We start from the raw sequence: 14,379 nt of genomic DNA, 5'->3' as shown, positions 1-14,379 counted from the left end.
TTTCTGAGGTGGCTATGATTGAGATAGAGAAAGTTTGCGTGGATTTTAGCGCAGGCCGTGGACCATCAACCCGGGCGGTTGATGACGTCAGCTTGCGCATCGGCGCAGGTGAGATATTTGGCATTGTCGGGACCAGCGGCGCGGGGAAAAGTACGCTGCTGCGTACCCTGAACGCCTTAACGCGTCCGAGCCAGGGAAGCGTGAAGGTGAACGGCGTAGAAATCTCTGCGCTGGAAGGCGCGCATCTCCGTAAAGCCCGTCAGCGTATCGGGATGATTTTTCAACATTTTAACCTGATGCATACCCGTACCGTGGCGCAAAATGTCGCCTTTAGCCTGAAGGCTGCCGGATGGGAGCGCAGTAAAATTGGCCCGCGCGTGAGCGAAATCCTGGCGCTGGTGGGGCTGTCAGACAAGGCGAACCGCTTTCCGGTTCAGCTCAGCGGCGGACAAAAGCAGCGTGTGGGTATTGCCCGCGCGATTGCCAATCACCCGGATGTGCTGTTGTGTGATGAACCTACCTCGGCGCTGGACCTCGAAACCTCAGCCACGATTCTGGCGTTGCTTAAGCAGATCAACCAACAGTTGGGGATCACGATCGTGCTGATCACTCACGAGATGAACGTGATCAAATCGATTTGCGATCGCGTGGCGGTGATGTCCGGCGGCAAGGTGGTGGAATCCGGTGAGGTGTTTGACGTTTTTGCTCACCCGCAGCATGCGTTCACACAGCAGCTGGTGTCACATACCCTCAATTTGACGCTGCCCGAGCGTCTGCGCCAGCATCTGCCTGGCCAGTTGCTAAAAATTCTGTTCATCGGCGATTCGGCGGAACAGCCGGTGTTGTCAGAAGTGGCGGTTAAATTTGGCGTGGCGGTGAACATTCTGCACGGCAAAATTGAGTATATCGGTGAACGTGCGCTGGGGATTCTGGTGGTGCAACTGACCGCGCCGCATAACCCTTCTGCGGTGGATGTCGCCGTGGAACATATTCGTCAACGTACTGCACAGGTGGAGGTGATTCGTGGATGATTTATTGCCGGATTTGACGCTGGCGTTTAATGAAACTTTCCAGATGCTGAGCATCTCTACGGTGCTGGCAATTATTGGCGGACTGCCGCTCGGTTTTCTTATTTTCGTCACCGATCGGCATTTATTCTGGCAAAACCGTTTTGTGTATCTGCTCAGCTCCGTGCTGGTGAATATCATTCGTTCGGTACCGTTTGTGATCCTGCTGGTTCTGCTGTTGCCGCTAACCCAGTTTTTGCTCGGGAATACCATTGGCCCGATTGCGGCGTCGGTCCCGCTCTCAGTAGCGGCAATCGCCTTCTATGCCCGTCTGGTTGATAGCGCGCTACGTGAAGTCGATAAAGGGATTATTGAAGCGGCGGAAGCGTTTGGTGCCAGCCCGATGCGCATCATCTGCACCGTTCTGTTACCTGAAGCGAGCGCGGGTCTGCTGCGTGGGTTGACGATAACGCTGGTGAGTCTGATCGGTTACTCCGCGATGGCCGGGATCGTTGGCGGCGGTGGAGTCGGCGACCTGGCGATTCGCTTTGGTTATTACCGCTACGAAACCCAGGTCATGATCGTCACCGTGGTGGCGCTGATTATTCTGGTGCAGGTCGTTCAGGTGCTGGGTGACTGGCTGGCAAAACGCGCAGATAAGCGCGACAGACACTGATCACTGTGCGTTAAGCCACTCGGCAACGTCCTGCCATGTGCCGCGAAAAACGATTTTCGCGGCTTTCTTTTCCAGCTGATAACGATACATCGGGTCGTAATACTCGTTGAGCAACGGCACCAGCCAGCCCATATGGGCGTCGGTGCTGCCCGTCGCCTGCTGTTCGCGCAGAGCGACGTCGAGCAGGGTGGTCAGCTCGGCAAAACGTTGTAAACCCAGACGGCGGCGGATAGCAAACAGGCCGTGGTGCAGGTACTCGCTGTACTCCTGCCAGCCCTGGCTCTCGCCATAAGCGTGGGTAAAATCGTGGTGCATCTTCACGAAATACTCTTCGCGCAGTCGCTCCAGACGACGCTCAAAAGGATCGTTCACCACCGCAATTGATGCCTGGGTCATGCGCTCGCGCAGGCATTCGGGCAGATGATTAGCCCCGATCATGCGGCCTTCATCTTCCAGTACCCACAGACGTAAATCCTGACGGCTATCGGTTTTGAGCATTTCAACCGCCAGCAGGTTTTCAAAACTCGCCTGACTCAATTGAGGTTCAACGGTGCGACCAAACGAGGAGCCGCGATGGTGCGCCAGACCTTCGAGATCCACACCGTTTGGCTGCTGTTGCACCAGTTGGGTTTTGCCGTTCCCGGTACAGCCGCCAATTAAGACGATCGGCTTTTGCACTAATTCTTCAGTCAGCTGTATCACTGCCTGGCGCAGGGCTTTGTAACCGCCTTTAATCAGCGGATAGTCAATGCCGGACTCGTGCAGCCACTGCTGCACAATATGCGAACGCTGACCGCCACGCGCGCAGCATAAATAGCCCGCAGGATTTTGACGACAGGCATCCAGCCAGGCATGCATGCGCTGTTGGCGGGTTTCACCCGAGACCAGTTGATGGCCGAGCGCGAGGGCGGCTTCGGGTCCCTGACGTTTATAACAGGTCCCAACGGCGGCACGTTCGTCATCGTTCATCAAGGGAAGGTTGATTGCGCCCGGCATTGCGCCCTGCTGAAATTCCACGGGGGCGCGTACATCGATTAAAGGCGTACCGGCGAGCAAAATTGCGCGGTAGTCCGTTCCATCGTTCATGTTTGATCCTGAAAATACAAAACGGCAATGGAGGGGATTTTACGCGCCAGAGGAGGGGCCGGGGAAGGATAAAATCAACTCCCCGGCATTATTGGCTTATTTCAGTTTTGACTGCGCCCAGATAATACCGCTGGCATATTCCGGAGGCAGCAGGGGGATAAGCGCTTCCAGCGTCGCGCTAAGGCGTGCGGTATCGCTGTCGCTCAGGTTCAGGTGACCCACTTTACGCCCTTCACGCACCTCTTTGTCATACCAGTGCAGATGCACCAGCGGCAGCTTCAGCCAGTCGTAGTTCAGGTCGCTACCAATCAGGTTTACCATCACCGAAGGGTGGTTCACCACCGGCGTCGGTAACGGCAGGTCGGTAATGGCACGTAGATGCAGCTCAAACTGGCTGATGCTGGCGCCGTTTTGTGTCCAGTGCCCGCTGTTGTGCACGCGCGGAGCCAGTTCGTTAATCAGCAGACCTTCCGGGGTGATGAAACACTCCATCGCCATCACGCCGACATAGCCCAGCTCCTGCATGATGGCAGAGAGCATTGCTTCAGCCTGTTCCTGCTGTCTGGCGTTAGCCTGCGGGAATACCACGCTGGTGCGCAGAATGCCGTCCTGATGCAGGTTATGGGTCAGTGGATAGAAAACGGTGCTGCCGTCGTGCGCGCGAGCGCCAACCAGTGAGACTTCACCGGAGAAGTTGATTCCCCGCTCGACGATGCACTCGCCGTAGCAGTCGTCCGGCAGTTGCTCGGTTTCATTTGCGCGCAAGCGCCACTGTCCACGTCCGTCGTAGCCGCCGACGCGACGTTTCACGATCGCCAGCTCGCCAAGTTTGTCGAATACAGCAGACCATTCGCTTTTATCTGCCAGCAGCTGCCACGGCGCGGTCGCCAGACCGAGCTTGTCAAAAAGCTGCTTTTGCGTCAGACGGTCGGCAATAATCGGGAAGACGTCGCGGTTAACAAACGCCGGGTGGCGTGCCAGTTCGCGGGTGAGTGCCGTTTCCGGCCAACGCTCAATCTCAGCGGTGATCACGCTTTGCTGAAAAGGGACCGCAGCCGGTTCAGCGTCCAGCCCGACGGGCCAGACCGCAATGCCCAGCGGCTCACCGGCCTGACGCAGCATGCGCCCTAGCTGTCCGTTGCCGAGTACGCAGACCTGCTTCATGCGCCACCTCGCGGGTCCGGGTTTTCCAGCACCTCATCGGTTTGCGCTTTGCGCCAGTCATGCAGACGCTGATGCAGTTCTTTATCGTGTGTAGCCAGAATTTGTGCTGCCAGCAGGGCCGCATTTGCCGCGCCCGCTTTGCCGATAGCCAGCGTGCCGACCGGAATACCGCGCGGCATTTGAACGATGGAGTAGAGGCTATCTACGCCGCTCAGCGCTGCGCTTTGCACCGGAACACCGAGAACAGGCACCAGCGTTTTCGCCGCAATCATGCCAGGCAAATGCGCTGCGCCACCGGCCCCGGCAATAATCACCTGATAACCGTTCTCTTCAGCGCTTTCGGCGAAGCTAAACAGTTTGTCTGGGGTGCGGTGGGCGGAGACGACTTCAACATGATGCGGAACGTCCAGGATTTCGAAGATTTCGGCGGCGAACTGCATGGTAGCCCAGTCGCTTTTGGACCCCATCACGATGGCGACACGCGCCGGATTATTGCGGGAAGACATGCGTCTGAAAACTCCTGTGGTGCACTACACTCGACTTTTGAGGCCACAGAGAATAGCATAATTCACCGCCAAGGAAAACGATTGCGCGCTTTGCACTTCACTCTTCAAGCGGCCTCTTTGTTGGCTACATCTGCTCACCCCAGTCACTTACTTTTGTAAGCTTCAGGGGACTCACAGATTTGCCGCCTCGATGCAACTCGAATAGTTTTGTGTAAAGAGGAACTGGGTATCTGCAGAATTAAAACGGAAATGCGATCAGTTCAACGTCGTCAGGGGTGACTTTGATCATCGAACCTTCGGTGTGCCATGCGCCTAAAACCACGCGGAAAGCGGGTTGCTCATTGGCCGTAAGCTCGTGGACGGCAGGGCGGTGGGTATGGCCGTGAATTAACCACTGAACCTGATGTTTTTCCATCTCGCTAATCACGGCCTGCTGATTCACATCCATGATTTCCAGCGATTTGGTGTCGTTGGCTGCTTTGCTGTTGGCACGCATTTTCGCAGCGATTCGCTGGCGAACGAACAGCGGCAGAGCGAGGAACAGCTTCTGTAACCAGGGTTGATGCACTTTGGCGCGAAATGCCTGATAGCCTGCGTCGTCGGTGCACAAGGTGTCGCCATGCATGATCAGCACCTTGCGGCCATACAGGTCGAGCACTTTTTCTTCGGGAAGCAAGGTCATGCCGCTCGCACGGGCAAAACGTTTACCGAGCAGAAAATCACGGTTGCCGTGAATAAAAAAGCAGGGAACGCCGGAATCAGTCAGTGATTTTATCGCCGCGGCCATTTCACGATGCAGCGGATTAGGATCGTCGTCGCCAATCCAGGCTTCAAACAGGTCGCCAAGAATGTATAGCGCATCGGCCTTTCGCGCATCACCGGCTAAAAAACGCAGAAAACCGGCGGTGATCGCCGGTTCTTCTGTGCAGAGGTGAAGATCTGCAATAAACAGTGTCGCCACGATTACTCGCTGACGGTCACGTTTTCGATGATAACGTCTTCTTTTGGCACATCCTGATGCATACCGCTGCGACCAGTGGAAACGCCTTTGATTTTATCAACCACGTCCATGCCTTCAACAACTTCAGCGAACACGCAGTAACCCCAACCCTGCATGCTTTCGCCGGAGAAGTTCAGGAAGTCGTTGTCTGCAACGTTGATGAAGAACTGTGCGGTTGCGGAGTGCGGAGCCTGAGTACGCGCCATCGCCAGCGTACCACGGGTGTTTTTCAGACCGTTGTTCGCTTCGTTTTTGATCGCTTCTTTCGTGGCTTTTTGCTTCATGCCTGGCTCGAAACCGCCGCCCTGGATCATGAAACCGTTAATAACACGGTGGAAAATGGTGTTGTTGTAAAAACCTTCGCGGCAGTAGTCCAGGAAGTTTTTAACTGTTTCAGGCGCTTTATCATCAAACGTTTTGATTACGATATCGCCGTGATTAGTGTGGAAAGTAACCATTTTTGCATCCTGTTCCGATAGATTGGTGCTTCGACCCCGTCAAGGGTCAGAGTTAGGGGTGTGTTATAGCATAACCGCAAGCTGCGATCACCTCGCAAAGTGTGCTGCTTCCGGTCTAAATTATGGGTATTATACAGACTTTACTATCCACACACGTCTACACGGAATCTTCGATGTTAAAAATCTTTAATACACTGACGCGCCAAAAAGAGGAATTCAAACCTATTCATGCCGGGGAAGTCGGCATGTACGTGTGTGGTATTACCGTTTACGATCTCTGTCATATTGGCCACGGACGTACCTTCGTTTCTTTCGACGTCGTTGCGCGTTATCTGCGCTTCCTCGGCTATAAGCTGAAGTATGTGCGCAACATTACCGATATCGATGACAAAATCATCAAGCGCGCGAATGAAAACGGCGAAAGCTTTGTGGCGTTGGTCGACAGAATGATCGCGGAAATGCACAGCGATTTCGATGCGCTGAATATTCTGCGCCCGGATCTGGAGCCGCGTGCTACGCACCATATTGCTGAAATTATCGAAATCACTGAGCAGCTGATTGCTAAAGGTCACGCTTACGTTGCTGATAACGGTGACGTGATGTTCGACGTGCCGACTGACCCGAACTACGGCCAGCTGTCGCGCCAGGATCTGGATCAGCTGCAGGCAGGCGCGCGCGTTGACGTGGTAGATGTGAAGCGCAACCCGATGGACTTCGTGCTGTGGAAAATGTCCAAAGAAGGCGAGCCGAGCTGGCCGTCTCCGTGGGGAGCGGGCCGTCCGGGCTGGCACATCGAATGTTCGGCGATGAACTGCAAACAGTTGGGCAACCATTTCGATATTCACGGCGGCGGTTCGGACCTGATGTTCCCGCACCATGAAAACGAAATCGCTCAGTCCACCTGTGCACATGACGGTGAGTACGTTAATTACTGGATGCACTCAGGGATGGTGATGGTTGACCGCGAGAAAATGTCCAAATCGCTGGGCAACTTCTTTACCGTTCGCGATGTGCTGAAATACTACGATGCCGAAACCATCCGTTACTTCCTGATGTCCGGTCATTACCGTAGTCAATTAAACTACAGCGAAGAGAACCTCAAGCAGGCGCGTTCTGCGCTGGAGCGTCTGTATACCGCGCTGCGTGGCACCGACAAATCCGTTGCGCCAGCCGGTGGCGAAGCCTTTGAAGCGCGCTTTATTGAAGCGATGGACGATGACTTCAACACCCCGGAAGCCTACTCCGTGCTGTTTGATATGGCGCGTGAGGTTAACCGTCTGAAGGGTGAAGATATGGCGGCGGCTAACGGCATGGCTGCGCATCTGCGTAAGCTTTCCAGCGTACTGGGCCTGCTGGAACAGGATCCAGAAGCGTTCCTGCAAAGCGGTGCGCAGGCGGATGACGGTGAAGTTGCTGAAATTGAAGCGCTAATCCAACAGCGTTTGGATGCACGTAAGGCGAAAGACTGGGCGGCAGCTGACGCCGCGCGTGACCGTCTCAACGAGATGGGCATCGTGCTGGAAGACGGCCCGCAGGGTACCACCTGGCGTCGTAAGTAACTCTGTAATGCCCGGTGGCGCTTACGCTTACCGGGCCGTGTAGGCCGGATAAGACGCATCGCGTCGCATCCGGCAGATTAATGTTTCCGATACCACCACAGCACACCCATCATTACGATTCCCGGCAGCCATACCCACATTAACTCCGACATGATCACCTGGTGCCCGTACGGCGTGGCGTAGCGTGATAACGCAAACGGGGCGACTTTAATCACCTGCCATGGCGCGAAGAAGCGCTCATCCGACCACGGCCACAGCCAGCCGACGCCTTTACCGCCGGTGGTGACAGAATCCAGCAGACTGTGCGACAGCAGTGAAACCGTCAGGAATAGCCAGCAGCGAATCAATCCCGCCTTAAACCATCGTCGGCCAATCAAGACGCAGAGCAGCGGTACCACGAAGGCGAACAGCAGTGAGTGGGTAAATCCCCGGTGGCCAAACACATTGCCGTAGGCGACGCCGAACTTAAATGACAACACGTCGGCATCTGGCAGCATGGCCAGAACGACGCCAGCAAACAGTAATCGTGGGGGGATGACTTTAAGTCCGAGACCTAACCCTAAACAGAGCGGAACGGCCGCGTGGGTAACGATAGTGGGCATGATGATCGCTTCGTGTTGAAAAACAACATGCTATCAGTTCACTGTGAAGTGGGGATGAAGTCATTATCTGAAAACGAGAGGGGGAAGTGGCCGGATACGGTGTTAACCTCATCCGGCACTTAGGGTCACGCCACGACGTTAATGCTGTGGCCTTCAAAGCTGACTGTCTGTCCGGCAACGATTTTGCAGCGTTTACGCGTTTCAACAACGCCATCGACCTTCACTAACCCTTCGCCAATAGCAATTTTTGCCTGGGCGCCGCTTTCGCTCCAGCCTTCCAGCTTCAGCAAATCGCAGAGTTCAACATGTGGGTGTTTACCCAGTGAAAATGTGGCCATCTTAAACGTCCTTTACATCATGATATTCAACACACGCCTGCAGCGTGTTTTCGATAAGTGTGGCGACCGTCATTGGGCCTACGCCGCCGGGGACCGGCGTGATATATGACGCTCGTGCGGCCGCATCGTCAAAGACCACATCGCCAACAACCTTACCATTCTCCAGACGGTTGATGCCGACATCAATCACAATCGCACCTTCTTTGATCCACTCACCAGGAATAAAGCCCGGTTTACCGACGGCAACAATCAGCAGGTCAGCATTTTCTACGTGGCGGCGCAGATCTTTGGTGAATCGGTGGGTGACGGTGGTGGTGCAGCCAGCCAGCAGTAGCTCCATACTCATTGGGCGACCGACAATATTCGAGGCGCCAATGACCACGGCATTCAGACCGTAGGTATCGATGTTGTAACGCTCAAGCAGGGTAACAATACCGCGCGGAGTACATGGGCGCAGGCGCGGCGCGCGCTGGCACAGACGACCGACGTTATACGGGTGGAAACCGTCAACGTCTTTATCTGGTGCAATACGTTCCAGCACTTTCACGTTGTCGATACCCGCCGGCAACGGCAGCTGTACCAGGATACCGTCGATGGTGGTATCTGCATTGAGCGTATCGATCAGCTCAAGAAGCTCCGCCTCGCTGGTGGTTTCAGGCAGGTCATAGGAGCGGGAGACAAACCCCACTTCGTCACAGGCTTTGCGTTTACTCGCAACATAAATCTGCGAAGCCGGGTTGCTACCTACCAGCACAACAGCCAGGCCTGGGGCGCGTAATCCAGCCGCTAAACGCGCCTGAACTTTTTGAGCAACCTCAGAGCGCACCTGCTGCGCAATCGTTTTACCGTCAATAATCTTTGCTGCCATCAGAGAGAGAATTCCGTCTGTTACGTTAAACCGAAGGGGATGCCACTATTTTGTCAGAAGCGGGGCGTGCTGTCAGTTTTCGTTTGCGTTTTTACGTGCGATAGGGATCACCGCGGTCCGCGTACGGGGTCAGTTCAGAGGCTGAAGTCCCCCGGATAATTAATGAGCATGCGAATTAAAATTAACGTGAATGAAACAATTCATCACCCTGGTGTTTTCAGGGGTAATGCGCCATAAACCAGTCTGTTACGTACCTTTATGGAAGGATTTAAGTAATATTCACCCAGATTTTTCTTAGGTCCCAATAAGAATTGGCCAGGGTCAATAAAAGGATTTGCAGGTATTTTTCATTAATTGAAATGTTTAATTTAACCCTGTGACGAATAGTCATATTCGCGAAGATTAATTAGTGAATCAAATACTCAGGAGAGTTGGGGTAAAAGGTTAGCTAATTCTCTTGCGATATATATCTTTACAGGATGCAGAGATAATTAGCCTGACATTTAATGTCGATAATGATTCAAACGGATCCCGCAGGACGCCGGAGCCGGATGTGTGTAATTCAAGGGAAATCCATGAAACGTAAATTAATGACCTCTTCTGTTATTGCCAGCCTGATGTTAGTTGCAGGTGCAGCGGTTGCAGCCGATCCGGTAAGCGTTAGCGGCGGTACTGTGCATTTTGAAGGTGAACTGGTCAATGCAGCCTGTGCAGTCAGTACTCAGTCATCCGATCAGGTTGTCACCTTAGGCCAGTATCGTACCGCCAGTTTTACCGCAGTTGGCGATACAACGGCGCAAATTCCGTTCTCAATCGTGCTGAACGACTGTGATCCGAAAGTTGCCGCAACCGCAGCTGTGGCTTTCTCTGGTCAATCCGATATCACCAACAACAACCTGCTGGCCGTCACTTCTGCAGACAACGGTACCACTGCCAGCGGTGTCGGGATTGAAATTCTGGACAATACGTCCACCGCGCTGAAGCCGGATGGAGCCACCTTCTCTACCGCTCAGGCACTGGTAGAAGGGACCAACACCCTGCGTTTCGCTGCGCGTTACAAAGCCACAGCCACCAGCGCTACGCCGGGTCAGGCAAATGCCGACGCGACGTTCATCATGAAGTACGAATAAGCCGTTCTGATTTGCGCAAGGATGACGTTCGCCTCACTGGATGAGGCAATTTCCGGGGATGATGAAGGATGCGGCAGATGATAGGGAAAGGCGTGGCGCTGGCGGGAATGCTGTGCGTACTGCCTGTGTTTGCACATACGGTAATACTGGAAAGTGGCCGCCTTCACTTACGAGGGCAGCTCGTCAATGGTGCCTGTACGGTCGCTACCGACAGCCAAAATTTGCGGGTGCAAATGGGGCAGTATCGCACCAATGCTTTCTCCGGGACGGGAAGCTTTGCCTCTACCAGCGTGCCGTTTTCACTGCGCTTAACGTCATGCAGCTCCGATGTTTATGACCATGTTGGGATTGCGTTTGCAGGTGTGACGCCAGCGGAAGATCCGCAGGTTTTTCTTGCCAGTGGCGATGCGTCTGCGGCTTCAGGGATCGGTCTGGCGTTATTTGATGAGCGCCAACGGCAAATTATTCCGAATGCGCTGCCGCTTCATTATGCGCCGATTATAACGCAAGAGATGACGTTTCATTTCACTGCTCGTTATCGGGCTGTCTCGGAAAATATAACGCCGGGAGCGCTTCGTTCAGACGTGTGGTTTACGTTGGTTTATCCCTGATTTATTTTCCAACGATAATCGCATCAAAGGTATTTGTAGCTATGTTTAATTATCTAAAATCAGGTTTTATCCTTTTACTGGCCTTATTTTCTGCTGCCAGTGTTCAGGCTGCAGGCGGTATTGCATTAGGCGCTACTCGCGTTATTTATCCAGCCGATGCCAAACAAACGTCCCTGTCTATTAGCAATAGTGATACCAAAGAACGTTACCTGGTAAATTCATGGATCGAGAATAGCGCAGGTGTTAAAGAAAAATCGTTTGTGGTTACGCCTCCGTTGTTTGTCAGCGAGCCCAAAAGCGAAAACACGCTGCGTATCATCTATGCAGGTGTTCCGCTGCCTAAAGATCGTGAGTCGCTGTTCTGGATGAACGTGAAAGCCATTCCGTCAGTCAATAAAAACAGCCTCGAGGGTAAAAACGTTCTGCAACTGGCGATTTTGTCCCGCATCAAGCTTTTTGTCCGTCCGAATAATCTGCAGCAAATTCCGGAAGATGCGCCCGGGATGCTGAAATTCTCCCGTACCGGCAACCACCTGAAAATCAACAATCCGTCAGCGTATTACGTCACCTTGGTCAATCTCAACGTGGGGAAAACGAAGGTTGATAACGTGATGGTCGCGCCGAAAAGTGATGCGCAGGTCCTGCTACCAACGGGCGTTCAGGGCAACGTCACGTTCCAGACGGTCAATGATTATGGCGCTGTGACTCCGGCCCAAACGGTTAGCGTGCGTTGAGATAACGATGAATAAGACAACGTATTTTCCTGGCCTGTTACCGGGGGTTACGCCACCGCTGGCGGGGGTGGCGTTGTCCACGCTGGCGGCGCTCTTTCCCTCTTTAAGCCATGGGGAAAGCTATTTTAATCCGGCCTTTTTATCCGCGGATACGGCAACCGTGGCGGATTTATCACGTTTTGAAAAAGGCAATCACCAGCCTGAAGGCGTTTATCGTGTGGATATCTGGCGCAACGATGAGTTTGTTGCCACTCAGGATATACGTTTTACGACCAGCGCGGGAAAAGCCGGGGAGAAGTCCGGTGGGCTGATGCCATGTTTTGGACTCGACTGGGTGAAGCGCCTTGGTGTCAATATCACCGCATTTCCGGCACTCAGTAAGGATGCGAACGATACCTGTATCAATCTACCTGAGGCGATTCCAGGCAGCGAGATTGCATTTGATTTTTCTACCCTGCGCTTAAACGTCAGCCTGCCTCAGGCGTCAATGTTAAACAGCGCGCGTGGCTATATTCCGCCGGAAGAGTGGGATGAAGGGATCCCGGCTGCGCTGGTCAACTACAGCTTTACCGGCAGCCGCGGCAGTGACACTGACAGCTATTTCTTAAGTATGCTCAGTGGCCTGAACTATGGCCCCTGGCGCTTGAGAAATAACGGCGCATGGAGCTATTCCAAAGGTGACGGATACCACTCACAAAGCTGGAAAAATATCGGTACATGGCTTCAGCGCGCGATTATCCCGCTGAAGGGTGAACTGGTGATGGGCGACAGCAACACCGGCAACGACGTTTTTGACAGCGTCGGGTTTCGCGGGGCGCGGCTCTATTCCTCAGACAGTATGTATCCCGACAGCTTACAAGGCTACGCGCCTACCGTTCGCGGCATTGCGCGTACCGCAGCGAAACTGACCATTCGTCAGAATGGCTATGTGATTTATCAAAGCTATGTTTCACCGGGCGCTTTTTCGATAACCGATCTCAACCCGACGTCATCCAGCGGTGACCTTGAGGTGACAGTGGACGAAAAGGACGGCAGCCAGCAGCGCTATACGGTGCCGTACTCCACGGTTCCCTTGTTACAACGAGAAGGGCGTTTCAAATACGACGTGGTTGCCGGGGATTTTCGCAGCGGCAATAGCCAGCAATCTTCACCGTTCTTTTTCCAGGGAACATTAATTGCCGGGTTACCAGAAGGCTACACCGCTTATGGCGGTACGCAGCTGGCCTCACGTTACACCGCGGTAGTTTTAGGCACTGGCCGAAACCTGGGGGACTGGGGGGCGGTTTCTGTGGATTTAACCCATGCGCGCAGTCAGCTGGCGGATGACAGTACGCATCAGGGGCAGTCTTTGCGTTTTCTGTATGCAAAATCGCTGAACAACTTTGGCACAAACTTCCAGCTGTTGGGATATCGCTACTCAACGCGCGGCTTCTATACCCTTGATGACGTCGCGTATCGCAGCATGGAAGGCTATGAGTATGAATACGACAGCGAAGGTAATCGCCACGACGTGCCCGATGTGAAGAGCTATCACAATCTGAGTTACAGCAAAAAGGGCCGCTTTCAGATTAACATTTCGCAGAACCTGGGAGACTACGGCTCGCTGTATGTTTCGGGGAGTCAGCAAACGTACTGGAATACCTCAGACACCAATACCTGGTATCAGGTGGGCTATGCCAGCGGCTGGCAGGGGATTAGCTATTCACTCTCCTGGTCGTGGAATGAATCGGTAGGCATCTCCGACACCGACCGTATTCTGGCATTCAATATGTCAGTGCCGTTCAGCCTGCTAAGCGGACGGCGCTACTCGCGTGATAACGCGCTCGATCGCACCTACGCCACCTTTAATGCCAACCGCAACAGCAACGGACAAAACAGCTGGCAGAGCGGGATCGGCGGGACGTTACTGGATGGGCGCAACCTGAGCTACAGCGTGAATCAGGGGCACAGCAGCACCAACGGCTACAGCGGAAACGCCAGCGCCAACTGGCAGGCGGCCTATGGCACGCTGGGCGTGGGATACAACTACGATCGCGATCAGCATGACTACAACTGGCAGCTTTCCGGCGGCGTGGTGGGGCATGCGGACGGTATTACGCTCAGTCAGCCGCTGGGGGACACCAACGTGCTGGTTAAAGCGCCTGGCGCGCAGGGCGTACGGATAGAAAACCAGACCGGCGTGCAAACCGACTGGCGTGGATACGCGGTGATGCCGTATGCCACCGTTTATCGCTATAACCGCGTCGCGTTAGATACCAATTCAATGAACAACAATACCGATGTGGAAAATAACGTTAGCAGCGTCGTGCCAACACAAGGGGCATTGGTGCGAGCGGCGTTTGATACGCGTATCGGTGTGCGGGCGCTGATAACCGCGAAATATGCAGGTAAACCTGTGCCATTTGGCTCCGTTGTGCGTGAAAACACCAGCGGCGTGACCAGTATGGTGGGCGAAGACGGGCAAATCTACCTGAGCGGCTTGCCGCTAAAAGGTGAATTACTGATCCAATGGGGGGAAAGCGCTAACGCTCGCTGCGTGGCGCACTATGCCTTGCCTGAGGAGAGTCTGAAACAGGCGGTGACGCTCACGAATGTGACGTGCGAATCTCCAACGGCACGACAGGAATAATACGATGAAAC

At 54.1% G+C, this 14,379-nt stretch carries 15 protein-coding genes; 7 read left to right on the top strand and 8 right to left on the bottom strand.

All coding sequences use genetic code 11. The features are described from left to right. Positions 1-14: 14 nt before the first annotated feature. A complete protein-coding gene (gene sfbB, locus IB222_RS17110; RefSeq protein WP_148362316.1) occupies positions 15-1,031 on the top strand; it encodes a virulence-associated ABC transporter ATP-binding protein SfbB in 1,017 nt (338 codons plus the stop codon). Next, positions 1,024-1,683: a methionine ABC transporter permease gene (locus IB222_RS17105; RefSeq protein ID WP_003831085.1), complete on the top strand. Its 660-nt coding sequence runs from the start codon at positions 1,024-1,026 to the stop codon at positions 1,681-1,683. Before sfbB ends, IB222_RS17105 begins: the two co-directional genes overlap by 8 nt. Here IB222_RS17105 and mnmH read toward each other — a convergent pair whose 3' ends face one another. The 5 genes from mnmH to ppiB all read right to left on the bottom strand — a co-directional run bounded on the left by mnmH (position 1,684) and on the right by ppiB (position 5,897). After that, the gene (gene mnmH / locus IB222_RS17100; RefSeq protein ID WP_148362315.1) at positions 1,684-2,769 is read right to left on the bottom strand and encodes a tRNA 2-selenouridine(34) synthase MnmH; all 1,086 of its coding nucleotides are present in this window, start codon (positions 2,767-2,769) and stop codon (positions 1,684-1,686) included. A 96-nt stretch (positions 2,770-2,865) separates the two neighbouring features. After that, positions 2,866-3,933, bottom strand: a complete 1,068-nt coding sequence (purK, locus tag IB222_RS17095; protein WP_003831106.1) for a 5-(carboxyamino)imidazole ribonucleotide synthase — start codon at positions 3,931-3,933, stop codon at positions 2,866-2,868. Next, entirely contained in the window at positions 3,930-4,439 is a 510-nt protein-coding gene (purE, locus tag IB222_RS17090; RefSeq protein ID WP_148362314.1) for a 5-(carboxyamino)imidazole ribonucleotide mutase, read from the bottom strand. Before purE ends, purK begins: the two co-directional genes overlap by 4 nt. A 238-nt stretch (positions 4,440-4,677) precedes the next feature. Further along, positions 4,678-5,400, bottom strand: coding sequence for a UDP-2,3-diacylglucosamine diphosphatase (lpxH, locus tag IB222_RS17085; RefSeq protein ID WP_003831108.1), 723 nt, complete (start codon positions 5,398-5,400; stop codon positions 4,678-4,680). Between the two features lie 2 nt (positions 5,401-5,402). Continuing rightward, the gene (ppiB, locus tag IB222_RS17080) at positions 5,403-5,897 is read right to left on the bottom strand and encodes a peptidylprolyl isomerase B (RefSeq protein ID WP_003021875.1); all 495 of its coding nucleotides are present in this window, start codon (positions 5,895-5,897) and stop codon (positions 5,403-5,405) included. A gap of 173 nt (positions 5,898-6,070) precedes the next feature. Here ppiB and cysS point away from each other — a divergent pair, with 173 nt between their 5' ends. Further along, positions 6,071-7,456 carry a cysteine--tRNA ligase gene (cysS, locus tag IB222_RS17075; protein WP_003831109.1) on the top strand — a complete coding sequence of 462 codons (1,386 nt, stop codon included), beginning with the start codon at positions 6,071-6,073 and terminating at the stop codon, positions 7,454-7,456. Between the two features lie 77 nt (positions 7,457-7,533). On the opposite strand, the gene IB222_RS17070 is transcribed toward cysS, so the two are convergent. The 3 genes from IB222_RS17070 to folD form a co-directional block, all read right to left on the bottom strand. After that, complete coding sequence (locus IB222_RS17070) at positions 7,534-8,058, bottom strand: metal-dependent hydrolase (protein ID WP_003831110.1); 525 nt, start codon at positions 8,056-8,058, stop codon at positions 7,534-7,536. A 125-nt stretch (positions 8,059-8,183) separates the two neighbouring features. Further along, a complete protein-coding gene (gene ybcJ, locus IB222_RS17065; protein ID WP_003831111.1) occupies positions 8,184-8,396 on the bottom strand; it encodes a ribosome-associated protein YbcJ in 213 nt (70 codons plus the stop codon). A 1-nt stretch (position 8,397) separates the two neighbouring features. Next, positions 8,398-9,264, bottom strand: coding sequence for a bifunctional methylenetetrahydrofolate dehydrogenase/methenyltetrahydrofolate cyclohydrolase FolD (folD, locus tag IB222_RS17060; RefSeq protein ID WP_003831112.1), 867 nt, complete (start codon positions 9,262-9,264; stop codon positions 8,398-8,400). A gap of 575 nt (positions 9,265-9,839) precedes the next feature. Here folD and fimA point away from each other — a divergent pair. From fimA to IB222_RS17040, 4 genes are all read left to right on the top strand, one after another. Further along, a complete protein-coding gene (fimA, locus tag IB222_RS17055; RefSeq protein ID WP_126318952.1) occupies positions 9,840-10,394 on the top strand; it encodes a type 1 fimbrial major subunit FimA in 555 nt (184 codons plus the stop codon). 77 nt (positions 10,395-10,471) lie between these two features. Further along, a complete protein-coding gene (gene fimI, locus IB222_RS17050) occupies positions 10,472-11,005 on the top strand; it encodes a type 1 fimbrial protein subunit FimI (RefSeq protein ID WP_003831114.1) in 534 nt (177 codons plus the stop codon). A gap of 41 nt (positions 11,006-11,046) precedes the next feature. After that, the gene (gene fimC / locus IB222_RS17045) at positions 11,047-11,739 is read left to right on the top strand and encodes a type 1 fimbria chaperone FimC (protein WP_003831115.1); all 693 of its coding nucleotides are present in this window, start codon (positions 11,047-11,049) and stop codon (positions 11,737-11,739) included. Between the two features lie 7 nt (positions 11,740-11,746). Continuing rightward, positions 11,747-14,368 carry a fimbrial biogenesis usher protein gene (locus IB222_RS17040; protein WP_149384091.1) on the top strand — a complete coding sequence of 874 codons (2,622 nt, stop codon included), beginning with the start codon at positions 11,747-11,749 and terminating at the stop codon, positions 14,366-14,368. The last annotated feature ends 11 nt before the right edge of the window (positions 14,369-14,379 follow it).

Source organism: Citrobacter sp. C13 (assembly GCF_014596815.2).
Lineage (GTDB): Bacteria > Pseudomonadota > Gammaproteobacteria > Enterobacterales > Enterobacteriaceae > Citrobacter > Citrobacter portucalensis.
Note: the sequence above shows the minus strand (reverse complement) of the source record. Positions and strands in the feature narration are given on the sequence as shown.